The sequence below is a fragment of the Pseudarthrobacter sp. L19 genome (assembly GCF_050859435.1).
Taxonomy (GTDB): Bacteria; Actinomycetota; Actinomycetes; order Actinomycetales; family Micrococcaceae; genus Arthrobacter.
On the sequence record NZ_CP193935.1, the window covers coordinates 3,039,881 to 3,062,653 of the forward strand.

The 22,773-nt window shown below is 69.1% G+C and carries 18 protein-coding genes and 4 pseudogenes; 10 read left to right on the forward strand and 12 right to left on the reverse strand.

Translation table 11 applies throughout. The features are described from left to right. Window positions 1-38: 38 nt before the first annotated feature. The 6 genes and pseudogenes from ACRQ5B_RS14550 to ACRQ5B_RS14575 form a co-directional block, all read right to left on the reverse strand. Entirely contained in the window at window positions 39-371 is a 333-nt protein-coding gene (locus ACRQ5B_RS14550) for a metal-sulfur cluster assembly factor (RefSeq protein WP_290257901.1), read from the reverse strand. 13 nt (window positions 372-384) lie between these two features. Continuing rightward, window positions 385-1,178: pseudogene (gene sufC / locus ACRQ5B_RS14555) on the reverse strand (Fe-S cluster assembly ATPase SufC). A gap of 100 nt (window positions 1,179-1,278) precedes the next feature. Beyond that, window positions 1,279-1,638, reverse strand: a complete 360-nt coding sequence (locus tag ACRQ5B_RS14560) for a non-heme iron oxygenase ferredoxin subunit (protein WP_432395055.1) — start codon at window positions 1,636-1,638, stop codon at window positions 1,279-1,281. A gap of 36 nt (window positions 1,639-1,674) precedes the next feature. Continuing rightward, window positions 1,675-2,961 carry a Fe-S cluster assembly protein SufD gene (sufD, locus tag ACRQ5B_RS14565; RefSeq protein ID WP_412893297.1) on the reverse strand — a complete coding sequence of 429 codons (1,287 nt, stop codon included), beginning with the start codon at window positions 2,959-2,961 and terminating at the stop codon, window positions 1,675-1,677. Beyond that, a pseudogene (gene sufB, locus ACRQ5B_RS14570) lies at window positions 2,961-4,423 on the reverse strand (Fe-S cluster assembly protein SufB). The gene sufD and the pseudogene sufB overlap by 1 nt, the downstream one beginning before the upstream one ends. Beyond that, window positions 4,423-5,265, reverse strand: coding sequence for a helix-turn-helix transcriptional regulator (locus ACRQ5B_RS14575; protein ID WP_432395058.1), 843 nt, complete (start codon window positions 5,263-5,265; stop codon window positions 4,423-4,425). Before ACRQ5B_RS14575 ends, sufB begins: the two are co-directional and overlap by 1 nt. A 139-nt stretch (window positions 5,266-5,404) precedes the next feature. On the opposite strand from ACRQ5B_RS14575, the gene ACRQ5B_RS14580 reads away from it, so the two are divergent. From ACRQ5B_RS14580 to ACRQ5B_RS14595, 4 genes are read left to right on the forward strand one after another with little or no spacing between them, the layout of a single operon-like run. Next, entirely contained in the window at window positions 5,405-6,373 is a 969-nt protein-coding gene (locus ACRQ5B_RS14580) for an ABC transporter ATP-binding protein (RefSeq protein WP_432395060.1), read from the forward strand. Beyond that, on the forward strand, window positions 6,370-7,161 hold the full coding sequence (locus ACRQ5B_RS14585; protein ID WP_412882913.1) for an ABC transporter permease: 792 nt from the start codon (window positions 6,370-6,372) through the stop codon (window positions 7,159-7,161). Before ACRQ5B_RS14580 ends, ACRQ5B_RS14585 begins: the two co-directional genes overlap by 4 nt. 7 nt (window positions 7,162-7,168) lie before the next feature. After that, complete coding sequence (locus tag ACRQ5B_RS14590) at window positions 7,169-8,113, forward strand: COX15/CtaA family protein (RefSeq protein ID WP_412882912.1); 945 nt, start codon at window positions 7,169-7,171, stop codon at window positions 8,111-8,113. Window positions 8,114-8,167: 54 nt separating this feature from the next. Then, window positions 8,168-8,806 carry a DedA family protein gene (locus ACRQ5B_RS14595; protein ID WP_432395064.1) on the forward strand — a complete coding sequence of 213 codons (639 nt, stop codon included), beginning with the start codon at window positions 8,168-8,170 and terminating at the stop codon, window positions 8,804-8,806. Between the two features lie 52 nt (window positions 8,807-8,858). On the opposite strand, the pseudogene ACRQ5B_RS14600 reads toward ACRQ5B_RS14595, so the two are convergent. Continuing rightward, window positions 8,859-9,811 (reverse strand): annotated as a pseudogene (locus ACRQ5B_RS14600) (heme o synthase). 525 nt (window positions 9,812-10,336) lie between these two features. On the opposite strand from ACRQ5B_RS14600, the gene tkt reads away from it, so the two are divergent. From tkt to pgl, 6 genes and pseudogenes are all read left to right on the forward strand, one after another. After that, window positions 10,337-12,454, forward strand: a complete 2,118-nt coding sequence (tkt, locus tag ACRQ5B_RS14605) for a transketolase (protein ID WP_432395067.1) — start codon at window positions 10,337-10,339, stop codon at window positions 12,452-12,454. A gap of 62 nt (window positions 12,455-12,516) precedes the next feature. After that, a complete protein-coding gene (gene tal, locus ACRQ5B_RS14610) occupies window positions 12,517-13,647 on the forward strand; it encodes a transaldolase (RefSeq protein ID WP_432395070.1) in 1,131 nt (376 codons plus the stop codon). Between the two features lie 5 nt (window positions 13,648-13,652). Then, window positions 13,653-15,272, forward strand: a pseudogene (locus ACRQ5B_RS14615) (glucose-6-phosphate isomerase); the annotation flags it as partial. A 44-nt stretch (window positions 15,273-15,316) separates the two neighbouring features. Next, on the forward strand, window positions 15,317-16,879 hold the full coding sequence (gene zwf, locus ACRQ5B_RS14620) for a glucose-6-phosphate dehydrogenase (protein ID WP_290257915.1): 1,563 nt from the start codon (window positions 15,317-15,319) through the stop codon (window positions 16,877-16,879). After that, entirely contained in the window at window positions 16,876-17,817 is a 942-nt protein-coding gene (locus tag ACRQ5B_RS14625; RefSeq protein ID WP_432395074.1) for a glucose-6-phosphate dehydrogenase assembly protein OpcA, read from the forward strand. Before zwf ends, ACRQ5B_RS14625 begins: the two co-directional genes overlap by 4 nt. Further along, entirely contained in the window at window positions 17,807-18,625 is an 819-nt protein-coding gene (pgl, locus tag ACRQ5B_RS14630; protein ID WP_432395076.1) for a 6-phosphogluconolactonase, read from the forward strand. The genes ACRQ5B_RS14625 and pgl overlap by 11 nt, the downstream gene beginning before the upstream one ends. Here the strand turns inward: pgl and ACRQ5B_RS14635 are convergent. From ACRQ5B_RS14635 to gap, 5 genes are all read right to left on the reverse strand, one after another. Next, window positions 18,578-18,970, reverse strand: a complete 393-nt coding sequence (locus ACRQ5B_RS14635; protein WP_432395079.1) for an RNA polymerase-binding protein RbpA — start codon at window positions 18,968-18,970, stop codon at window positions 18,578-18,580. The two genes, pgl and ACRQ5B_RS14635, sit on opposite strands and share 48 nt — an antisense overlap. A 139-nt stretch (window positions 18,971-19,109) precedes the next feature. Then, complete coding sequence (gene secG, locus ACRQ5B_RS14640) at window positions 19,110-19,367, reverse strand: preprotein translocase subunit SecG (RefSeq protein ID WP_432395082.1); 258 nt, start codon at window positions 19,365-19,367, stop codon at window positions 19,110-19,112. Window positions 19,368-19,415: 48 nt separating this feature from the next. Continuing rightward, window positions 19,416-20,231, reverse strand: coding sequence for a triose-phosphate isomerase (tpiA, locus tag ACRQ5B_RS14645; RefSeq protein WP_432395085.1), 816 nt, complete (start codon window positions 20,229-20,231; stop codon window positions 19,416-19,418). A gap of 74 nt (window positions 20,232-20,305) precedes the next feature. Beyond that, entirely contained in the window at window positions 20,306-21,532 is a 1,227-nt protein-coding gene (locus ACRQ5B_RS14650; protein WP_432395088.1) for a phosphoglycerate kinase, read from the reverse strand. A 10-nt stretch (window positions 21,533-21,542) separates the two neighbouring features. Next, the gene (gene gap / locus ACRQ5B_RS14655; protein ID WP_412882902.1) at window positions 21,543-22,553 is read right to left on the reverse strand and encodes a type I glyceraldehyde-3-phosphate dehydrogenase; all 1,011 of its coding nucleotides are present in this window, start codon (window positions 22,551-22,553) and stop codon (window positions 21,543-21,545) included. Between the last annotated feature and the right edge of the window lie 220 nt (window positions 22,554-22,773).

The following is a 22,773-nucleotide window of genomic DNA, read 5'->3' on the forward strand; positions in this document are numbered from 1 at the left end:
CCGTCGTCGTTAAGCCGGTGCCCGGAGGCGGTCGGGACCTAGATGTTGAACCCGAGGGCTCGCATCTGGTCGCGGCCGTCTTCGGTGATCCGTTCCGGACCCCACGGCGGCATCCAGACCCAATTCAGCCGCCAGTCGTCGACGATCCCGTCGAGGGCCTGGCCCACCTGCTCCTCGATCACGTCGGTGAGCGGGCACGCCGCCGTCGTCAGCGTCATGTCGATCAGCAGGGCGCCGTCGTCGTCGGAGTACTTCAGTCCGTAGAGCAGGCCAAGGTCCACGATGTTAACCCCGAGTTCGGGGTCGATCACGTCCTTGAGCGCCTCCTCGACGTCCTCTAGGCCCGTGCGGGCCGTATTCGTTTCGGTCATGGCGTAGTCCTTACTAGACCTGTGCTGCCGCGTCGGCAGCGATGGTTGCGGCTCCGGCACCCTGGACGTAGCGGTCGTAGCCTTCTTCTTCGAGGCGGTCGGCCAGCTCGGGGCCGCCCTCCTCGACAACCTTGCCGTCGACGAACACGTGCACGAATTCCGGCTCGATGTAGCGCAGGATCCGGGTGTAGTGCGTGATCAGCAGGGTGCCCATGTTGCCGCCGGACTGGGCGCGGTTAACCCCTCGGAGACGACCTTCAGGGCGTCGACGTCGAGGCCGGAGTCGGTCTCGTCGAGGATGGCGAACTTCGGCTTGAAGAGCTCGAGCTGGAGGATCTCCACCCGCTTCTTCTCACCGCCGGAGAAGCCCTCGTTGACGTTGCGCTGGGTGAAGTCGGCGTCGATGCGCAGCTGCTCCATGGCAGCCTTGACGTCCTTGGTCCAGGTGCGGAGCTTGGGAGCCTCGCCGTCGATGGCGGTCTTGGCGGTGCGCAGGAAGTTGGTCATGCTCACGCCGGGGACCTCCACCGGGTACTGCATGGCCAGGAAGAGGCCTGCGCGGGCGCGCTCGTCGACGCTCATCTTCAGGACGTCTTCGCCGTCGAGGGTGATGGTGCCGCTGGTGACGTTGTAGCGCGGGTGGCCGGCGATGGTGGAGGCCAGGGTGGACTTGCCGGAGCCGTTGGGGCCCATGATGGCGTGGATCTCGCCGGTCCGGATGGTCAGGCTGACGCCCTTAAGGATTTCCTTGGTGCCCTGCTCGGTGTCAATGCTGACGTGCAGGTCCTTGATCTCAAGAGTGGACATGTGTCGTGTTCTCCTCTGTCCGGCTGCCTCTGCGGCCGGATGGTTCTCGTCGAAAAAGTGTGGGTACTGCCTGATGCGGTGGGGTGCGGTGCGGCGGCGGTCAGCCGGCGTTGGGCGCCTCGGCGCCGTTCAGCACGGTGCTGACGTCAACGTAGACGTTGCCGTCGGCGATCGTGACGGCGAAGACGGGCACCGGGTCGTAGGCGGGCAGCTGCAGCGGCTGGCCTGAGCGCAGGTCGAACTGGGAGCCGTGGCCCCAGCACTCGATCGCGCACCCTTCCACCTCGCCCTCCGAGAGGGAGATGTCCGCGTGCGAGCAGGTGTCCCCGACAGCGTGGATCTCCCCCATCGAATCCTTGACCACGGCTACCGGGTAGTCGTCGATCAGGATCCGCAGGGCCTGCTTGACCTGGATTTCGCTGGCAGTGCATACCAGCTCGCCCTTGGCCTGTTCCGTCATGTGTCCGTCCTGTTCCGTGTCCGCCGCTGCCGCGCCCTAGTTGTCCGTCGCGGCGAGCTCGCGCTCGACGGCGGCCGTGAGGCGTTCCTCGATGGCGGGGACCTTGATCTGCTGGATGATCTCGTTCAGGAAGCCGCGGACCACCAGGCGGCGGGCCACCTTCTCCGGGATGCCGCGGGCCATCAGGTAGAACAGGTGCTCGTCGTCAAAACGGCCGGTGGCGCTGGCGTGGCCGGCGCCGGCGATCAGGCCGGTCTCGATTTCCAGGTTCGGCACGGAGTCGGCGCGGGCGCCGTCGGTGAGGACCAGGTTGCGGTTGGCCTCGTACGTGTCGGTGCCTTCGGCTTCCTTGCGGATCAGGACGTCACCCACCCACACGGTGTGCGCGTTCTTGCCCTGCAGCGCGCCCTTGTAGAGCACGTTGGATTTGCAGTTCGCGACGGCGTGGTCGACGAAGAGGCGCTGCTCCAGGTGCTGGCCGGCGTCGGCGAAGTACAGGCCGTACATTTCGGCTTCGGCGCCGGGGGCGGTGAAGCGGGCCGACGGCGTGACGCGGACCAGGTCGCCGCCGAGGCTGACGACGATGTGCTTGAACTTGGCGTCGCGGCCGAGCTTGGCCTGCTGGGAGGAGGCGTGGACGGAGTCGTCCGACCATTCCTGCAGCGAGATCACGGTCAGTTCGGCGCCGTCCTCGACCAGGATTTCGACGTTCTCGGAGACGACGGCGCTGCCCTGGTGGTCCAGGACGACGACGGCCTTGGAGAACTTCTCCGCGGTGATGACGATGTGCTGCGCGGCCGGGGCGTCGCCCTGGCCGGTGAGCACGAGGGTGACCTCACCCTCGGCCTGGACCTCGGCCGGGATGGTGACGGCGGTGGCGCCGGCGAAGTTCTCCCAGGCGTTGGCGGAGACCCGGTCCTCCGGGATCGCTGCGGAGCCGATGCGGGCGTCGCCGCGGTCCAGGGTCTCGACCCGGACGCTGTCCGGTGCGGTGACGGCAACGGCCGGGGCCGCGCCGTTCAGGACCTCGGTGTGCAGGCCGCGGAGCCGCTTGAGCGGGGTGAACCGCCAGTCCTCCTCCATGCCGGTCAGCGGCTTGAAGTCCGCCAGCGTGTAGGAGGTCAGACGGCCGGCGCGCGAGCTGTCCGGGACGCCGACGCCGCCGCCGTGCGAGTGGGCCTTGACGGCGTCCCCGCCCAGCGGCGCCTTGGAATCGGCGGTGTTCAGCGGGGAGAGGTTTTCGCCCTCCTCGGTGAAGCCGTCGATCAGCGGCTGGGTCGAGGGCGCGCCGATGCGGGCCTTTTCAGTAGTGATGTCAGTCATTAACCGACCGATCCTTCCATCTGCAGTTCAATCAGGCGGTTCAGCTCCAGCGCGTACTCCATGGGAAGCTCACGGGCGATCGGCTCGATGAAGCCGCGCACGATCATGGCCATGGCCTCGTCCTCGCGCATGCCGCGGGACATCAGGTAGAAGAGCTGCTCTTCGCTGACGCGGGAGACGGTCGCCTCGTGCCCCATGACGACGTCGTCCTCGCGGATGTCGATGTAGGGATAGGTGTCCGAGCGGCTGATGGTGTCCACCAGCAGGGCGTCACAGCGCACGGTGTTGGCCGAGTGCTTGGCGCCTTCGCGGACCTGGACCAGGCCGCGGTAGGCGGCGCGGCGCCGCCGCGGGCCACAGACTTGGAGATGATCGAGCTCTTGGTGTTCGGCGCGATGTGGACCATCTTGGAGCCGGTGTCCTGGTGCTGGCCCTCGCCGGCGAACGCGATCGAGAGGGTCTCGCCCTTGGCGCCCTCGCCGACCAGGTAAACGGCCGGGTACTTCATGGTGACCTTGGAGCCGATGTTGCCATCGACCCACTCCATGGTGGCGCCCTCTTCGCAGATGGCGCGCTTGGTGACCAGGTTGTACACGTTGTTGGACCAGTTCTGGATGGTCGTGTAGCGGACGCGGGCGCCCTTCTTGACGACGATCTCGACGACGGCGGAGTGCAACGAGTCCGAGGTGTAGATCGGCGCGGTGCAGCCTTCGATGTAGTGGACGTAGGAGTCCTCGTCGGCGATGATCAGGGTCCGCTCGAACTGGCCCATGTTCTCGGTGTTGATCCGGAAGTAGGCCTGCAGCGGGATGTCCACGTGGACGCCCTTGGGCACGTACACGAAGGAACCGCCGGACCAGACGGCCGTGTTCAGCGAGGCGAACTTGTTGTCGCCCACCGGGATGATGGTGCCGAAGTACTCCTGGAAGATCTCCGGGTGCTCGCGCAGGGCGGTGTCGGTGTCCAGGAAGATGACGCCCTGGGCCTCGAGGTCCTCGCGGATCTGGTGGTAGACAACCTCGGACTCGTACTGGGCGGCGACGCCGGAGACCAGGCGGCTGCGCTCGGCTTCCGGGATGCCCAGCTTCTCGTAGGTGTTCCGGATGTCCTCGGGCAGGTCTTCCCAGCTGGCGGCCTGCTTCTCGGTGGACCGCACGAAGTACTTGATGTTGTCGAAGTCGATGCCGGAGAGGTCCGCACCCCAGGTGGGCATGGGCTTGCGGTCGAAGTACTTCAGGCCCTTGAGGCGAAGGTCGAGCATCCATTCGGGCTCGTTCTTCTTGGCCGAGATATCGCGGACGACCTCCTCATCGATGCCACGGCGGGCGTTGGCGCCGACGTCGTTCTTGTCGGCCCAGCCGTACTCGTAGGTGCCAATTCCGTGCAGCTCGGGGTTCTTTTCCAGAATCTCCGAGATCACAGTGGATTCAGCAACCTTCTTCTCTGATAGTTGGTCCGTCATCACGGCCTTTCTTGCAGATGGTTGGATACTTCGTCCGGGTTGCCCGGAGCGTCGGGACCGGTGGTCCCGACGCTGGCCGGACGGCCCGTAGGTATGTGGGTGGTGCAGACGTGGCCGCCGCGGGCCAGGGTGGAGAGCCGGCGGACGTCGACGCCGACCAGCCGGGAGAACACCTCGGTCTCCACGTCGCAGAACACGGGGAACTGGGCGGCGAGCTGCTGGATCGGGCAGTGGCCCTGGCAGAGCTGCACGCTGGAGAGCGCCGCAGGCAGGGGCGCCTTGGCCTCGATCGTCTGGGCGGAGGCGACGAAGCCGTCCCGGCTAAGGGCGTCGGAGAGTGCCTGGGCGCGGGCGGTGATGTCGCTGCCCGCGGCCTCGATCGCCGGGGCGTAGCGGCGCTCCATTGCCTCGAAGCGTTCGACGGCGAACTCCCGGACGGCGTCGTCCCCGGCGGCCGCGCCGAGGCGGCGCAGGGCGGAGGCGGCGATGTCCAGGTAGTCGTTGCCGAGGCTGGACTGGCCCTGGGAGCTCAGCACGTAGCGGCGGGCGGGACGGCCGGCCCCGGCGCCCGCGCGCGCGACGCGCTTGACCTCGATTACACCGCGGCGGGACAGGTGGTCCAGGTGCCGGCGGACGGCGGCCGGGGTGAAGCCCAGCAGTTCGCCGAGCTCGGCCGCACTGATCGGGCCATGCTCCAGTACCGCGCTCAGCACGCGGTCCCGGGTGCGCTCCTCGGCGTCCGCGGCGGTGACCGGCGGCACTGGAGTCTCCCGCGGCCCGGGGACCGGGCGCGCCTGATCCCCACGCGCGGGAGGCGCGGCGGAAGCAGTCACAGAACTCATGGAATACACAACACAATCATGTCGTAATTTAGTCCGGCGTTCCAGTAAGGCATGGCTTCCCCGGCGGCGGCGAACCTCACGACCCGGTCCCCGGCCCGCTCCCAGCTTCGCGACCTACTACATCCCGTAGAATGTTCCGGTGCGATCTCCCGAATCCCCCGCCCTGACCATTCAGGGTCTCATCAAGGATGTTGGCCCCGTCCCCAGCCTGGACGGCAAGATGCTGCGCGTGGTCAGCGACGTGTCCCTGGTGGCCGAGCGCGGCCAGGTGACGGCCTTGCTGGGCGCCAACGGCGCGGGCAAGACCACCACCATCGAGTGCGCCCAGGGAATGCAGAAGCGCACCGGGGGCACCATCAGCCTGCTGGGACAGGACCCGGACACCGCGGGCGCCGAGCTGCGCTCCCGGGTGGGGGTAATGCTGCAGGACGGCGGCCTCCCGCCGTCGGCCCGTCCCATCCCCCTGCTCCACCACATCGCCGGGATGTACCGCGACCCCTGGCCGGTCGAGGACCTCGTCGCCCGGCTGGGCATCGACAGCTTCAGCCGCACCGGCGTGCGGCGCCTCTCCGGCGGGCAGAAGCAGCGGCTGGCCCTCGCCGCCGCCCTCGCCGGCCGGCCCGAGGTCCTGTTCCTCGACGAGCCCAGCGCGGGCCTGGACCCCCAGTCCCGCCAGCTGGTCTTCGACCTGATCGGCGAGCTCCGCGACGGCGGCATGGCCATCATCCTCACCACCCACCTGATGGATGACGCGCAGCGGCTGGCCGACTACGTCTACATCATCGACAACGGCCGCAACGTCGCCGAGGGCACCGTCGCCCAGCTCCTGCGCCACGAACTGACCCCCGACGCCCCCGGCGGCAACGTCCGCACCCTGCTCTTCGAAGCCGAGCCGGGCCTGGACCTGACCGGCGTGCTGCCCGCCGCCGTCGACGTCCGCGAGACCCGGGCCGGCAGCTACAGCGTCTCCGGCGCCCTGACCCCGGCCGACCTGGCCGCCGTCACCGCCTGGTGGGCAGCCCGCGGCATCATGCCGGCCTCGATGAGCCTGGCCGCCCGCAGCCTGGAGGACGTGTTCCTCGACATCTCCGGAAGGGAGACCCGATGAGCTCCGCCCCCGCCCCGCAGGCCGCCACGGCGCCCGCCCCGCTGGGCAGCGAACCGGCGCCGCTGGTCCGCCGCATCCTGCTGCAGGGCCGCTATGAGACGGTCACCATGCTGCGCAACGGCGAACAGCTGATCCTGGCCGTCATCCTGCCGCTGATGGCCCTGATCGGCCTGGCCGTCACTCCCCTGCTGGACGGCCTCGGCCACAGCCGGGTCAACATAGCCGTGCCCGGCATCCTGGCCCTGTGCGCCATGTCGACGGCGTTCACCGGGCAGGGCATCGCCACCGGCTTCGACCGCCGGTACGGGGTCCTCCGCTTCCTCTCCAGCACGCCCCTGGGACGCACCGGGCTGATCGTCGGCAAGATCCTGGCCGTGCTGGCCGTGCTGGTGGTCCAGGTGCTGGTGGTCACCGCCGTCGCCCTGCCGATGGGCTGGCGTCCCGAAGCCGCCGGGCTGCTGCCCGCCCTGCTGCTGCTGGTCCTGGGTGCTGCCGCCTTCACCTCGCTCGGCCTGCTGGTGGCGGGCACCGTGCGGCCGGAGGCCACGCTGGCCATCACCAACCTGCTCTGGATCCTCCTCGGCGCGCTCGGCGGCATCGTCCTGCCCGCCGAACGGCTCCCCGCCCTGGCCCAGGCGGTGGTGCACTTCCTGCCCTCCGGCGCGCTGGGCCAGGCGCTGCGCGATGCACTCCTGACCGGCACCGTCAATGGTTTTGCCGTCCTTATCCTGCTGCTGTGGACGGCCCTCGCCGGCGCCGCGGCGGCCCGTTGGTTCAAGTGGAATTGAGAATGATGTGAGCACGGTATCCCGCCCCGCCCGGATCCTGTCCCGGATGTCCTCCCGGCTGCCCACCACCGTCAACCCGGCGATCCGCCGGCTGGCGCTGCTGTCGCTAATCGGCCAGACCGTCCTGGTGGTCACCGGCGGCGCCGTCCGCCTCACCGCCTCCGGCCTCGGCTGCCCCACCTGGCCGCGCTGCACCAGCGACTCCCTGGTCAACACCCCGGAGATGGGCATCCACGGCTTCATCGAGTTCGGCAACAGGCTCCTGACCTTCGCCCTCGCCGCAGTGGCCGTCGCCATGCTGGTCTACCTGTGGAACCTCCGCAAGGACCGCCGCGACCTGTTCCTGCTGGCCCTGGGCCTGCTGGCCAGCATCCCCGCGCAGGCCATCATCGGCGGCATCACCGTCCTGACCCGCCTGAACCCCTGGGTGGTGGGCCTGCACTTCCTGGTCTCGATGGCCCTCGTGGTGCTCGCGACCCTGCTCGTCAACCGCGCCTACGGCCGGACCGGCCGGGCCCGCAACCGAACCCTCCCGGCCCTGCCGGGTGCCGCGCGGCCGGTGCTGACCGCCGCCGCCCTGTTCTCCGCCGTCGCCGTCTGCCTCGGCGTCGTGGTGACCGGTGCCGGGCCGCACGCCGGTGACGCCGACGCCCCGCGCAACAACCTCGACTGGGACCTCGTCTCCCACATCCACGCCGTCCCGGCCTACCTGGTCACCGCCGGCGCCCTTTTCGGCGTCTACCTGGTGCTCCGCGGCAGGATCACCGGGCCGTTCCGGACCGCCGCGTTCCTGCTCCTGGGTGTCACGGTCCTGCAGGCGGTCATCGGCTTCACGCAGTACTACAACGGCATCCCCGCGCTCCTGGTGGCCGCGCACATGCTCGGCGCCGCCCTGCTGATGGCGGCCTCCACCAACGCAGCGGACCTGGCTCACAGCAGCCCCCGGGCCTGACCCGGTACCCTGACCCTGTAACCGCCGGAATCACGGCGGAGGAGGGCAGGGAATGTGGGCGCGGTCGTCGAGGGAATCCTGAACATCAGCCCGGCGCTGGCCTTCACCATCGTGGCCTGCCTCGTCTTCGCCGAGGACGCCATCTTCGTGGGCTTCGTGATCCCGGGTGAGACCGCGGCCGTCCTCGGCGGCGTCATCTCCAGCCGCGGCGAGGTCCCGCTCTGGGGCATGGCCGCCGTCGTCGTCGCCGCCGCGATCGCCGGGGACACCGTGGGCTACGAGATCGGCAAGCATGTGGGCCCGCGGCTGTTGGACATACGGATCATGAAGCGGCGCCGCCGCGGCCTGGCCAAGGCCCAGGCGTTCCTGCGCCGGCGCGGCGGCTCGGCGGTTTTCCTGGGCCGGTTCGTGGCGTTCTTCCGCGCCGTGATGCCGGCGCTGGCCGGAGCCTCACGGATGCATTACCCGCGGTTCCTGGCCTTCAACGCCGCCGGCGGCCTGGTCTGGGGCGCGGGATTCGTGCTGCTGGGCTTCTTCGCGGGCAACTCCTACGACGCCGTCGCCAAGGCAGCCGGGCAGGACATCACCGCGGTCATCGTGGCGCTGGGAATCGCCGGCCTCATTATCTGGCACCTGCGGCGCTCCCGCAGGGCCCGGCAGGAACCGGAACCGGCGGCCTCCGAAGAGTCCTAGCCGACGAGCGCGGCCTTGGGTGTCCTGGCAGCGGAGTCCCTACCCGGGAGCCCTAACCGACGAGCGCGGAGCCCACGAACGGGTCCACGGCGAGGGCGATGAAGAGCAGGGTCAGGTAGCTGATGGAGCCGTGGAAGACCTTCATGGCGCCCTTGTTGGACACGTCGCCGCCCTGTGCGCGGGCGTAGAGGGCGTGCGACTCGTAGAGGAACCAGGCGCCCGCGGCGATGGCGGTGATGGTGTAAACCCAGCCAGCGCCGCCCACCGGGATCAGCAGCAGCGAGCAGGCCACCATGGCCCAGGCGTAGAGCACCACCTGGACGGACACCACGCGGGCGCCGGCGATCGCGCCGAGCATGGGGACGTTGGCGTTCCGGTAGTCCTCGCCGTAGCGCATGGACAGCGGCCAGTAGTGCGGCGGGGTCCAGAGGAAGATCACCATGAACAGCACGACGGCGGGCCACTGAACGGTGTTCGTCACCGCGGCCCAGGCGATCAGCACTGGGAAGCAGCCGGCGGCGCCGCCCCAGACGATGTTCTGCGCGGTCCGGCGCTTGAGGATCATGGTGTAAATCACCACGTAGAAGACGATGGCGCCCAGGCCCAGCCAGGCCGAGAGCGGATTCGCGCCGAACCAAAGGATCACGATCGCCGCGGCGCCCAGCAGCCACGAGAAGATTAGCGCCTCGCGGGGGTCACCTCGCCGGTGACCAGCGGGCGGTTTTCGGTCCGGTGCATCAGCTTGTCGATGTCCCGGTCGATATAGCAGTTGAAGGACCCGGCGCTGCCGGCGGCGAAGGCGCCGCCCACCAGGGTGGCCAGGATCAGGCCCAGCGACGGGAAGCCGCGCTCGGCGTAGATCATGGTGGGGAGGGTGCTGACCAGCAGGAGCTCGATGACCCGCGGTTTCGTGAGCGCCAGGTAGGCCTTGGCCTTTCGGCGGAAGCCGATCCGGGCCTGGGGGACGCTCAACGGCGTTTCTGTTGTGCTCACGGTGGCAGTCACTCTGTTCTGTCTGCTGTTCTGTCTGCTGGATCAGTCGGCCAGACCCGGGAGCCGGGACCTAAGGAAGAGCCACGGACCGGACGGCGGCCGACGATGCCCGGGCGCGGCCCGGTTCCCGCCGGGAACCGCGCGGCGCGCAGGCCAAATAGCGCCCCTTCCGGAGCCTTCGACCATCATACCGTGGCGGCGCGCCGGTCCCCGACCCGCCCGCCGCCACCGCCGCCCCGGCCGGGCGGGAAGCAGCTCAAATTCAGCTACGCGGGAAACCCGTCCAAATCCCGACATATACGCCTCAGGGCCGCCCGAATGGGACTAAGCTGGCTGACAGATCGGCTCGCGCGGGCATACCGCCCCGGCGGCGCTCCACGCCCCTGCGCTTGCGACTGAGTGATAGATCAACGTTTCGATGGTGAACGGCTGGTACACCCACGCGGGCACCTCGTGTGCTCCGGCGGACGCCTCTCGAGGCCATGCCCCGTACCTCCGGCCGTCAGCACAGAGAGGGGCCCGGTTTACGTGCCACATTTGGAAGAGCAAGAACTGTCATGGACCAGCCTGGACCAGAAGGCCGTGGACACCATCCGGGTCCTGGCCGCGGACGCGGTGGAGAAGGTCGGCAACGGCCACCCGGGCACGGCCATGAGCCTGGCCCCGGCCGCGTACCTGCTCTTCCAGAAGCTGATGCGGCACGACCCGTCGGATCCGCACTGGCTGGGCCGGGACCGGTTCATCCTCTCCCCCGGGCACACCTCCCTCACGCTGTACATCCAGCTCTTCCTCTCCGGCTACGGCCTGGAGCTGAAGGACCTTGAGGCGCTCCGGACCTGGGGTTCGCTGACCCCGGGCCACCCGGAGTACAGGCACACCAAGGGCGTGGAGATCACCACCGGCCCGCTGGGCCAGGGCCTGGCCTCCGCCGTCGGGTTCGCCTACTCCCAGCGCCGCATGCGCGGCCTGTTCGACGCCGAGGCTCCCGCCGGCGAGAGCCCGTTCGACCACACCGTCTGGGTCATCGCCTCCGACGGCGACCTCCAGGAGGGCGTGACCTCGGAGGCGTCCTCGCTGGCCGGACACCAGGAACTGGGCAACCTCGTGGTGATCTACGACGAGAACCACATCTCCATCGAAGACGACACGGACGTGGCGTTCACCGAGAATGTTCTGGCCCGCTACGAGGCCTACGGCTGGCACACCCAGCGCGTCGACTGGACCCGCACCGGTGAGTACAAGGAGGACGTGGCCGAACTCCACGCCGCCCTCCTCGCTGCAAAGGCCGAGACGAACAAGCCCTCCATCATCTCGCTGCGCACCATCATCGGCTGGCCCGCACCGAAGAAGCAGAACACCGGCAAGATCCACGGCTCCGCCCTCGGCGCCGACGAGGTCGCCGGCCTGAAGCAGGTCCTGGGCTTTGACCCGGAGAAGTCCTTCCAGGTCGACGAGGAGGTCCTGGCCCACACCCGTGCCGTGGCCGACCGCGGCGCCGCGGAGCGTAAGACCTGGCAGGAAGGCTTTGACGCCTGGCAGGCCGCCTACCCGGAGTCCGCCGCCCTGCTGCAGCGGGTCGAGTCCCAATCCCTGCCCGAAGACTTTGACGCCGCACTGCCGGTGTTCGAGGCCGGCAAGGACGTTTCCACCCGTGCCGCGTCCGGCAAGGTGCTCAACGCGATCGGCCCGGTCATGCCCGAACTCTGGGGCGGCTCCGCCGACCTCGCCGAGTCGAACAACACCACCATCGAGGGCTCCCCCTCCTTCATCCCCGCGTCCCGGCAGACCGAGGCGTGGAAGGGCAACCCCTACGGCCGCGTCCTGCACTTCGGCATCCGCGAACACGCCGCCGCGTCGATCGTGAACGGCATCACCCTCGCCGGGCCCACCCGGGCGTTCTCGGGCACGTTCCTGATCTTCTCCGACTACCAGCGCCCCGCGATCCGGCTCGGCGCCCTGATGGGCGTGCCGTCCCTGTACGTCTGGACGCACGACTCGATCGGCCTTGGCGAGGACGGCCCCACCCACCAGCCGGTGGAGCAGCTTGCCTCCCTGCGCGCCATCCCGGGCCTGGACGTCGTCCGCCCCGGCGACGCCAACGAGGTCTCCGCGGCCTGGCAGGCGATGCTGACCAACCACGCCAACCCGGCCGGCATCGTGCTGACCCGTCAGAACATCCCCACCTGGGAGCGTGGCACCGGTGAGGCCGAGGGCGATACCTTCGCCTCCACCGCCGGGGTCGCCAAGGGCGGCTACGTCCTGGCCGAAGCGTCCAAGGACGGCGCCACCGCCGAGGCGCAGGTCATCCTGATCGGCACCGGCTCCGAGGTCCAGCTGGCCGTTGCGGCCCGCGAGGCGCTGCAGGCCGAGGGCATCCCCACCCGTGTGGTCTCCATGCCCTGCGTCGAATGGTTCGAACGCCAGGACGCCGCCTACCGCGAATCCGTGCTGCCCGCCGCGGTCAAGGCCCGCGTCTCCGTCGAGGCCGGCCTGGCCCTGACCTGGCGGAGCTACGTCGGCGACGCCGGCCGGTCCGTCAGCCTGGAGCACTTCGGTGCCTCGGCCGACTACAAGCGCCTCTTCCAGGAGTTCGGGATCACCGCCGAAGCCGTCACCGCCGCCGCCAAGGAATCCCTGGCCGGCCTCACGGCCTAACACTCTTCATCCCCTGGGCCGCCGCCCACCGGCGGCGGCCCCAGATTTTTCAGGAGTAACCCATGAACACCACCCCCACCTCTACCCCCACGCAAATGCTGTCTGACGCCGGCGTCTCCATCTGGCTTGACGACCTCTCCCGCGGCCGCCTCACCACCGGCACCCTGCGCAAGCTCATCGAAGAGAAGAACGTCGTTGGCGTCACCACCAACCCGAGCATCTTCCAGGCCGCCATCACCTCCGGCCACGACTACGACGAGATCATCAAGGAAAAGGCCGCCGCCGGCGCGAACGTCGAGGACACGATCTTCTCGATCACCACCTCCGACGTCGCCGACGCCTGCGATCTCTTCGCCCCCGTCGCCGCGGCCACCCACGGCGTCGACGGCCGCGTCTCGATCGAGGTCGACCCGCGCCTGGCCTGGGACACCCAGGGCACCATCACCGAGGCCAAGGAACTCTACGAGCGGGTCAACAAGGACAACGTCCTGATCAAGATCCCCGCCACGCTTGAGGGCCTCGAGGCCATCACCGCAACGCTCGCCAGCGGCATCAGCGTCAACGTCACGCTGATCTTCTCCCTCGAGCGCTACCGCGCCGTGATCAACGCCTTCCAGAGCGGCCTCGAGCAGGCCAAGGAGAACGGCCACGACCTCTCCACGATCCACTCCGTGGCGTCCTTCTTCGTCTCCCGCGTCGACTCCGAGATCGACAAGCGGCTCGACGCGATGGGCACGGACGAGGCCAAGGCACTCAAGGGCAAGGCCGGCCTGGCCAACGCCCGCCTGGCCTACCAGGTCTACCAGGAACTGTTCTCCACCGAACGCTGGGAACTCCTCGCCGACGCCGGAGCCCGCCCGCAGCGTCCGCTCTGGGCCTCCACCGGCGTGAAGGACCCCGCCTACCCGGACACCCTCTACGTCACCGAGCTCGTCGCCCCCGGCGTCGTGAACACCATGCCGGAGAAAACCCTGGACGCGACCTTCGACCACGCCGCCGTTACCGGCGACACCGTCACCCGCGGCTACGACGACGCCAACGCCACCCTCAACGCCCTCGACGAACTGGGGATCTCCTACAACGAGGTCGTCGCCCAACTCGAGTCCGAGGGCCTGGAGAAGTTTGTGGCAAGCTGGAAGGAACTGCTGGCCGACGTCGAGGGCGCCCTCGCCGCTGCACGGAAGGACGCCTAGTCCCCATGACCACTCTCAGCTACGACGCCGCGGGAGCAGCCCGCTCGGCCCACGAACAGCACCTGCCCGCCCTGCTGGAGGACCGGGTCGCCACCCGGATCTTCGCCAAGGACCCCACGCTCTGGGGCGCCGACGCCGAGTCCGAGGCGTCGGTCCGGCTCGGCTGGGTGGAGGCCGCCACGGTATCCCAGCCGCTGGTCCAGGACATCCTGGCCCTTCGTGACGAGCTCCACGCCGAGGGGGTGACGCGCATCGTCCTCTGCGGCATGGGCGGCTCCTCGCTGGCCCCCGAGGTCATCGCGGGCACCGCAGGCGTCGAGCTGACGGTCCTGGACAGCACCGACCCCGAACAGGTCTCCGCCGCCCTCGCGGACCGCCTGGCCGAGACCGCGATCGTGGTCTCCTCCAAGTCCGGCTCCACGCTGGAGACCGACTCGCAGCGCCGGATCTTCGAGCACGCCTTCACCGAGGCCGGCCTGGACGCCAAGAGCCGCATCATCATCGTCACGGATCCCGGCTCGCCGCTGGACAAGTCAGCCCGCGAGGCCGGCTACCGTGCGGTGTTCAACGCCGACCCCAACGTCGGCGGCCGCTACTCGGCACTGACCGCGTTCGGCCTGGTCCCCTCCGGCCTGGCCGGCGTCGACATCCAGGCGTTCCTGGACGAGGCCGAGGAGACCGCGGAGATCCTCAACGAGGACAGCGAGGACAACATCGGCCTGGCCCTCGGCGCCGCCCTGGGCGGCACCAGCCCGCTGCGGAACAAGATCGTCATCGCCGAGGACGGCTCCGGGATCAAGGGATTCGCCGACTGGGCCGAGCAGCTGATCGCCGAATCCACCGGCAAGCTGGGCACGGGCGTGCTGCCCGTCGTCGCCGGCCCCCACGCCCCGGAGGTCACCTCCGGCGCCGCCGACGTGCTCGTCGTCCGCCTCGTGACGGCCGACGCCGACGTCGAACTCTCCGGCGACCAGGCCGCCATCGCCGGCGGCCTCGCCGCCCAGATGATGACCTGGGAATTCGCCACCGCCGTCGCCGGCCGGCTGCTGGGCATCAACCCGTTCGACCAGCCCGACGTGGAGGCCGCCAAGGTGGCCGCCCGCGGCCTGCTGGACGCCCAGCCCGAACCGACGCCCGCCAACTTCACCGACGGCGCCATCGAGGTCCGCGGCGGGGACTGGCTGGGCGGAGCCGGGACGGCCGCCGAGGCCGTCACCGCGCTGCTCGGCCAGCTCGCCTCCGACGGCTACCTCAGCGTCCAGGCCTACTTCGACCGGCTCAGCTACGCGCCGCTGGAGGGCGTCCGCGACGAGCTCGCCGCGGCCACAGGCCGGCCGGTGACCTTCGGCTGGGGCCCGCGCTTCCTGCACTCCACTGGTCAGTTCCACAAGGGCGGCCCCGCGATCGGCGTGTTCCTGCAGGTCACCGCGGCCTCCGCGACGGACCTGGCCATCCCGGACCGGCCGTTCAGCTTCGGCGAACTCATCTCCGCCCAGGCCGCGGGCGACGCCCAGGTGCTCTCCGAGCACGGCCGTCCCGTCCTGCGGCTGCACCTGACCGACCGGGCCGCCGGCGTCGCCCAGCTCCAGCAGCTGGTCCGCTCGCTGCCCGGCGCCGCAGGCACCGGCCACTCCCCTCGTCCACCGAAAGCTAAGGCACCAGACCAACCATGCCATCCACGCACAACGGCGGTCAGAAGGCCGCGGGCCGGGGGCGCAATCCGCTCCGCGACCCGCGGGACCGCCGACTCAACCGCATCGCCGGCCCCTCATCCCTGGTGCTCTTCGGCGTCACCGGTGACCTGGCCCGCAAGAAACTCATGCCGGCCGTGTACGACCTGGCCAACCGCGGACTGCTTCCGCCCAGCTTCGCCCTGGTGGGCTTCGCCCGGCGGCAGTGGGAGGACGAGGACTTCGCCGCCGAGGTGAAGGAGTCCGTCAAGAGCTACGCCCGCACCCCGTTCGACGAGACCGTCTGGGAGCAACTGTCCGAGGGCATCCGCTTTGTCCAGGGTGAATTCGACGACGACGAGGCGTTCGAACGGCTGAGCGAGACGATCAACGAGCTCGATGAACGGCGCGGCACCCAGGGCAACCACGCCTTCTACCTCTCGATCCCGCCGAAGGCGTTCGAGCTGGTCTGCCGGCAGCTGTCCAAGCACGGCCTGGCCCAGGCCGAGGGCGACAAGTGGCGCCGCGTGGTGATCGAGAAGCCGTTCGGCCACGACCTGGAGTCCGCCCGGCAGCTCAACGACATCGTCGAGTCCGTCTTCCCGCCGGACGCCGTGTTCCGCATCGACCACTACCTCGGCAAGGAAACGGTCCAGAACATCCTGGCGCTGCGCTTTGCCAACCAGCTGTTCGAGCCGCTCTGGAACGCCAACTACGTCGACCACGTGCAGATCACCATGGCCGAGGACATAGGCACCGGCGGCCGCGCGGGCTACTACGACGGCGTGGGCGCGGCCCGCGACGTCATCCAGAACCACCTGCTGCAGCTGCTGGCGCTGACGGCCATGGAGGAACCTATTTCCTTCAACGCCGACGACCTGCGCGCGGAGAAGGAAAAGGTCCTGGCCGCCGTCCGGCTGCCCGAGGACCTGTCCGCCCACTCGGCGCGCGGCCAGTTCGCCGGCGGCTGGCAGGGAGGCGAGGAGGTGCTCGGCTACCTGGAGGAAGAGGGCATACCCAAGGACTCCAACACCGAGACCTTCGCCGCCATCCGGGTGGACATCAACACCCGCCGCTGGTCCGGGGTCCCGTTCTACCTGCGCGCCGGCAAGCGCCTGGGCCGCCGGGTGACCGAAATCGCCGTCGTCTTCAAGCGCGCCCCCAACCTGCTGTTCCGCGACCACGGCGAGGACACCTTCGGGCAGAACGCCGTCGTCATCCGCGTCCAGCCGGACGAGGGTGCGACCATCCGCTTCGGTTCCAAGGTTCCCGGCACGCAGATGGAAGTCCGCGACGTGACCATGGACTTCGGCTACGGACACTCGTTCACCGAGTCCAGCCCGGAGGCCTACGAGCGTCTGATCCTGGACGTGCTCCTGGGTGAGCCGCCGCTCTTCCCGCGGCACCAGGAGGTGGAGCTGTCCTGGAAGATCCTCGACCCGTTCGAGGAACACTGGGCCGCCAAGAAGGAACAACCGGAGCCGTACGCTCCCGGCAGCTGGGGCCCCGCCTCGGCCGATGAACTGCTTGCCCGCGACGGGCGGACCTGGAGAAGGCCATGATCGTCAATCTTCCCGATACCACCACGTCCAAGATCTCCAAGGAGATCATGTCGCTGCGCGAGCGCGGCGGGGTGATCGCCCTGGGCCGTGTGCTGACCCTGGTGGTGGTCACCAAGTCCGGCCTGGAGGAGGAAGCCATCCAGGCGGCCAATGAGGCCAGCCGGGAGCACCCCTGCCGGATCATCGTCCTTGCCGACGCCGGCGCCTCCGCCCCGACCCGGCTGGACGCCCAGATCCGGGTGGGCGGCGACGCCGGTGCCTCCGAGGTGATCGTGCTGCGCGGCTACGGCGAACTGGCCGAGGAGAGCGAGTCCCTGGTGGCCGCGCTCCTGCTGCCGGATGCGCCGATCGTGGCCTGGTGGCCGCACGGTGCCCCACGCAACGCCTGTGAGACCTCCATCGGGCGGATCGCGCACCGCCGCATCACGGACTCGGCCAACGAGCCGGATCCGTACGCGGCGCTGGAAAACATCCGCAGCACCTACAAGGCCGGCGACACGGACCTGGCCTGGACCCGCCTGACCAACTGGCGGATCCAGCTGGCCGCCGTACTGGACCAGGTGGATGCCTCCCCGGTGACCGCTGTGGCCGTCGAGGGCGCCTCCGACTCCCCCAGCACGCTGCTGCTGGCGGCGTGGCTGACGCTGGCCCTTGACGCACCGGTGACGATCGTCGCCGACCCGGCCGGAACCGGTATTCGCCGGGTTCGGCTCTGCCGGACCAGCGGGGACGTGCAGTTGTTCCGGCCCGGCCTGGATGTGGCCGAGCTGAGCCAGCCGGGCCAGCCCGTGCAGCGGATCTCGTTGCCGCGGCGCAGCCTCAAGGACTGCCTGGCCGAGGAGCTTCGGCGCCTGGACCCGGATGAGGTCTTCGGCGAAGTGATTACCATTGGACTGCCGCGTACCAACCTAAGGAGTGTCCGTCCCAGTGAGCGTTGAGCCCAGAGTTAGCATCCACCCCGACTCCAAGGTCCTGATGGCGGCGATCGCCGCCCGGCTGATCACCAAGCTGGTGGACATCCAGGACAAGCACGGCCAGGCCACGGTGGTCCTGACCGGCGGCACCATGGGCATCGGATCGCTCAAGGCCGTGGCCGAATCCCCCGCGGTCCGCGCGGTGGACTGGTCGAAGGTCAACTTCTGGTGGGGCGACGAGCGCTTCGTCGGCCGCGACGACGCCGACCGGAACGCCCGCCAGGCGCAGGACGCCTTGCTCGCGCACATCGACGTGGACCCCGCCCGGGTGCACGTCCCGGGGTCCTCGGACGAATTCGACACCCCGGAGGAGGCGGCCGCGGACTACGCGCGCCGGCTGGCCGACGCCGCCGCCGCGGAACACGCGGCGGACATGTCCGATGATCGTCCCGAAGAGCCGGGCACCCTCCCGCGGCTGGACATCGTTCTTCTCGGCGTCGGCCCGGACGCCCACGTGGCCTCGCTGTTCCCCGAGCAGGCGGGCATCCGGGAGAAGCAGCTGACGGTGGTGGGGGTCCGCAACTCCCCCAAGCCGCCGCCGCTGCGCGTCTCGCTGACGATGCCGACGATCAATACCGCCGATGAGGTGTGGATGGTGGTGGCCGGTGACGACAAGGCGGGAGCCGTGGGCCTGGCCCTGGCCGGCGCCAACCCCGTCCAGGTCCCGGCGGCGGGACCGCGCGGACGGCTGGAGACGCTCTGGCTGATCGACGAGGAGGCGGCCTCACGCGTCCCGGAGCAGCTGGTCCGGAAGAGCGCGTCGGGCGCGTAGTTTTTCCAGCGCTCCGGCCAGGACGTCTTCGGCGTCCTGGCTGGAGCGCCGCTCTTTAACGTATTCGAGGTGGGTCTTGTAGCTGTCCCCCGGCTCGTCCTCGAGGGCAAAGCGCGCCTCGTCCCGCGTGGCCGGGCAGCCGCAGCGGCGGCAGTCCCACACTCCCGGGATCTGGTCCTCGGGGAGCCGGGCGAAGACGACGGATGTCTCGTGGCCCTTTGCGCAGCGGAAGCACACGCTGACCCGGGGCGGGTTGGCGCCGCCGTCGAACGGCTCGTGGCGGGCGGATGCGCCGGCGACCGCGCCGACGCGGATACCCCTGAAACCTGTCGCAGAATGCAGCATCGGGAACTCCTGGCTACTGTCATGGTCCGTTGGCGGTTGCCAGCGACAGTGTAAGCAGGAAGTTCCCGATGCGGTCAGGGCCGGAGGGCCCGTATGAAATTGTCTGCGCGGGCCCCGGTGAGGGGGTCCGCTGGCGGCGCTAGGAGTCGGAGCCGGTGCTGAAGCGCATCAGCAGGCCGAGGGCGATGATGACCACGCCCCAGGTGACGCCGAGGACGATCGTGAACCGGTTCAGGTTCCGCTCCGCCACGCCGGAGGAGCTGAGCCCGGAGCTCATGCCGCCGCCGAACATGTCGGACAGACCGCCGCCGCGACCCTTGTGCAGCAGGATGAGCAGGGTCAGCAGGAGGCTGGTGATACCCAGCAGCACCTGCAGGATGACATGAAGAACGTCCACGACGGCCTTTCGAAAGAGGGGATTGCGGGAACCGGTGCCTGCGGCGGACTACTCCGCCGTGAGGTGGCTCTCGAACCTGACAATATTAGCAAACTCGGCCGCGTCCAGGCTGGCGCCGCCTACCAGCAGCCCGTCCACGTCGCGTTCCTTCAGGATAGCGGCAGCGTTGTTGGCCTTCACGGAACCGCCGTAGAGCAGGCGCGTCTTCGCGGCCACGGAACCGTCGAAGAGCTTTTCGAGCTCGGCGCGGATCGCGGCGCACATTTCCTGCGCGTCCTCCGGTCCGGCGACCTCGCCGGTGCCGATGGCCCAGACGGGCTCGTAGGCCACGACAAGTTCGGCGGCCTGTTCGGCGGTGAGGCCCTCGACGCCGGCGCGGAGCTGGGCGAGGGTGTGCTCGACGTGGGTGCCGGCCTGGCGGATCTCGAGGCCTTCGCCGACGCACAGCACCGGGGTGAGGCCGTGGCTGAAGGCGGCCTTGGTCTTGGCGTTGAGGACCTCGTCGGTCTCCTGGTGGATGGTGCGGCGTTCGCTGTGGCCGACGAGGACGTAGATGCAGCCCAGCTTGGCGAGGAACTGGCCGGAGATGTCACCGGTGTAGGCGCCGGAGTCGAACTGGCTCAGGTCCTGGCCGCCGTAGGCCACCTGCAGGTCGTCGCCCTGGACGAGGGTCTGGACGCCGCGGAGGTCGGTGAACGGCGGGAAAACGGCCACCTCCACGCGGTTGTAGTCGTGCTTGGCGTCCGAGAGCGTCCAGGCGAGCTTCTGCAGCAGGGTGATGCCCTGGACATGGTCCATGTTCATCTTCCAGTTGCCCGCGATGAAGGGCTTCCGGTCGAACTTGCCGTTGGTTGACGTGGTCACGAGGTCTCCAAAAGTCGTTGCGGTGAAAAGGGGCCGGCCGGGCACCCCTGGGGCGCCCGGCCGGCCGGAAGGGTCTAGCGGTCCAGCACGCTCAGGCCGGGGAGGTCCTTGCCTTCGAGGTACTCGAGGCTGGCGCCGCCGCCGGTGGAGATGTGCCCGAACTGGTCGTCGGCGAAGCCGAGGGTCCGGACCGCGGCGGCGGAGTCGCCGCCACCCACCACGGTGAAGGCACCGGTCTTGGTCAGCGCTTCGGCGACGGCACGGGTGCCGCCGGCGAAGGCCGGGAATTCGAAGACGCCCATGGGGCCGTTCCAGAACACGGTCTTCGCCTCGGCGATCTTCGCGGCAAAGGCTGCAGCGGAGTCGGGTCCAATGTCCAGGCCGATGCCGGAGGTGCCGAAGCGGCTCTCCTCGATCGCGTCCGCCTGCACGGTCTCGTGCTCGGCGTCGGCGGCGAACTTGCCGGCCACGACGACGTCGGTGGGGATGACGAAGGTGGTGCCGGCGTCGGCCGCGCGCTTCAGGTAGTCCTGGACGACGGGGATCTGGTCCTCTTCGAGCAGGCTGCCGGCGACCTTGTGGCCCGCGGCCGCGAGGAAGGTGAACAACATGCCGCCGCCCACCAGGATGGTGTCGGCCTTGCCGATGAGGTTCTCGATCACGGCGAGCTTGTCCGAAACCTTGGAACCGCCGAGGACCACCACGTAGGGCCGCTGGGTGTCCGTGGTGAGCTTCCGCAGCACCTCGACCTCGGTCCGGACCAGGTCGCCCTGGTAGGACGGCAGGCGGGTGGCGACGTCGTAGACGCTGGCGTGCTTGCGGTGCACGGCACCGAAGGCGTCGTCCACGAAGGCGCCGTTGCCGCCGGTGAGGGCGACCAGCTCGTCCGCGAAGGCGCCGCGTTCGGCGTCGTCCTTGGAGGTCTCCCGCGCGTCGAAGCGCACGTTCTCGAGCACCAGCGCCGCACCGTCGGACAGCGCGGCGGCAGCCGCCGTGGCGGACTCCCCCACAGTGTCGTCGGCGAGGGTGACCGGGAAGGAGGCGAGCTCGGCCAGGCGCGCGACGGCGGGCTTGAGCGAGTACTTCTCCTCCGGGGCGCCCTTGGGGCGGCCCAGGTGCGCCGTGACCAGCACGCGCGCACCGGCGTCGGTGAGCTTCGTGAGGACCGGGAGGGAGGCCTTGATCCGGCCGTCATCAGTCACTGTAGAGCCGTCGAGCGGCACGTTCAGGTCACTTCGGACCAGAACGTACCGCCCGCGGACACCTTCAGCGATCAGTTCGTCGAGGGTGTGGAATGTCATGGCTCTTACCCTAGCCCAGCTTGGATGCGACGAGCTCCGTGAGGTCGACGAGGCGGTTGGAGTAGCCCCATTCGTTGTCGTACCAGGACACAACCTTGACCTGGTTGCCGATGACCTTGGTCAGGCCGGAGTCGAAGATCGACGAGGCCGGGTCGCCGACAATGTCGGAGGAGACGATCGGCTCGTCGGTGTAGGTCAGCAGGCCCTTGAGTTCCGGCGTCTCGGAGGCGGCCTTGAGGGCGGCGTTGACTTCCTCGACGGTGGTCTCGCGGGAGACGGTGACGGTCAGGTCGGTGGCGGAGCCGGTGGGGACGGGAACGCGGATGGCGTAGCCGTCCAGCTTGCCCTTGAGCTCCGGGAGGACCAGGCCGATGGCCTTGGCGGCACCGGTGGAGGTGGGGACCATGTTGATGGCTGCGGCGCGGGCGCGGCGCAGGTCCTTGTGCGGGCCGTCCTGCAGGTTCTGGTCGGCGGTGTAGGCGTGCACGGTGGTCATCAGGCCACGCTCGATGCCGAAGGCGTCGTTGACGACCTTGGCCAGCGGGCCGAGGCAGTTGGTGGTGCAGGAGGCGTTGGAGATGATGTGGTGCGCATCGTTGTCGTACAGGCCGTCATTGACGCCCATGACGATGGTGATGTCCTCGTCCGAGGCGGGTGCGGAGATCAGGACCTTCTTGGCGCCGGCGTCGATGTGCTTCTTGGCATCGGCGGCCTTGGTGAAGAAACCGGTGGATTCGATCACGATGTCCACGCCGAGCTCGCCCCAGGGCAGGTTAGCGGGATCGCGCTCGGCCAGGACCTTGATGGTCTTGCCGTCGACGACGATGTTGCCGTCCTTGACCTCGATCGACTGGGCCAGGCGGCCGCCGACGGAGTCGTACTTGAAGAGGTGGGCCAGGGCTTCCGGGCTGGTGAGGTCGTTGACGGCAACGATCTCGAGGTCTGCGCCCTGTGCGAGGGCGGCGCGGAAGTAGTTGCGGCCAATGCGGCCGAAGCCGTTGATACCAATACGTGTCGTCACGTTTTCAGTCTCCTTGGTGCTCTCTCAAGCACGATTAGTTGAGTAGGCGTTCAAGCCAACTAACAGATCCCGCACGCCATTGGGCAGAGATGATTACCAGATCGGAGGGCGACCAGCCACGTTGCTGAAGGCTAACCGCCTTCCGTGATCCATCTTACGTTTAAGGTGGCCCGCCCCTGCAACAAAAGGGGCGGGCCGTCCGTGATTCGGCCCTTTGCGC

Excerpts from the sequence above, each read along its gene's own strand:
- ACRQ5B_RS14635 (WP_432395079.1), bottom strand. The coding sequence starts at position 18,970 with ATGCTGCATTCTGCGACAGGTTTCAGGGGTATCCGCGTCGGCGCGGTC.
- ACRQ5B_RS14550 (WP_290257901.1), bottom strand. The coding sequence starts at position 371 with ATGACCGAAACGAATACGGCCCGCACGGGCCTAGAGGACGTCGAGGAG.
- ACRQ5B_RS14625 (WP_432395074.1), top strand. The coding sequence starts at position 16,876 with ATGATCGTCAATCTTCCCGATACCACCACGTCCAAGATCTCCAAGGAG.
- sufD (WP_412893297.1), bottom strand. The coding sequence starts at position 2,961 with ATGACTGACATCACTACTGAAAAGGCCCGCATCGGCGCGCCCTCGACC.
- ACRQ5B_RS14575 (WP_432395058.1), bottom strand. The coding sequence starts at position 5,265 with ATGAGTTCTGTGACTGCTTCCGCCGCGCCTCCCGCGCGTGGGGATCAG.
- tal (WP_432395070.1), top strand. The coding sequence starts at position 12,517 with ATGAACACCACCCCCACCTCTACCCCCACGCAAATGCTGTCTGACGCC.
- ACRQ5B_RS14585 (WP_412882913.1), top strand. The coding sequence starts at position 6,370 with ATGAGCTCCGCCCCCGCCCCGCAGGCCGCCACGGCGCCCGCCCCGCTG.
- ACRQ5B_RS14650 (WP_432395088.1), bottom strand. The coding sequence starts at position 21,532 with ATGACATTCCACACCCTCGACGAACTGATCGCTGAAGGTGTCCGCGGG.
- ACRQ5B_RS14560 (WP_432395055.1), bottom strand. The coding sequence starts at position 1,638 with ATGACGGAACAGGCCAAGGGCGAGCTGGTATGCACTGCCAGCGAAATC.
- zwf (WP_290257915.1), top strand. The coding sequence starts at position 15,317 with ATGCCATCCACGCACAACGGCGGTCAGAAGGCCGCGGGCCGGGGGCGC.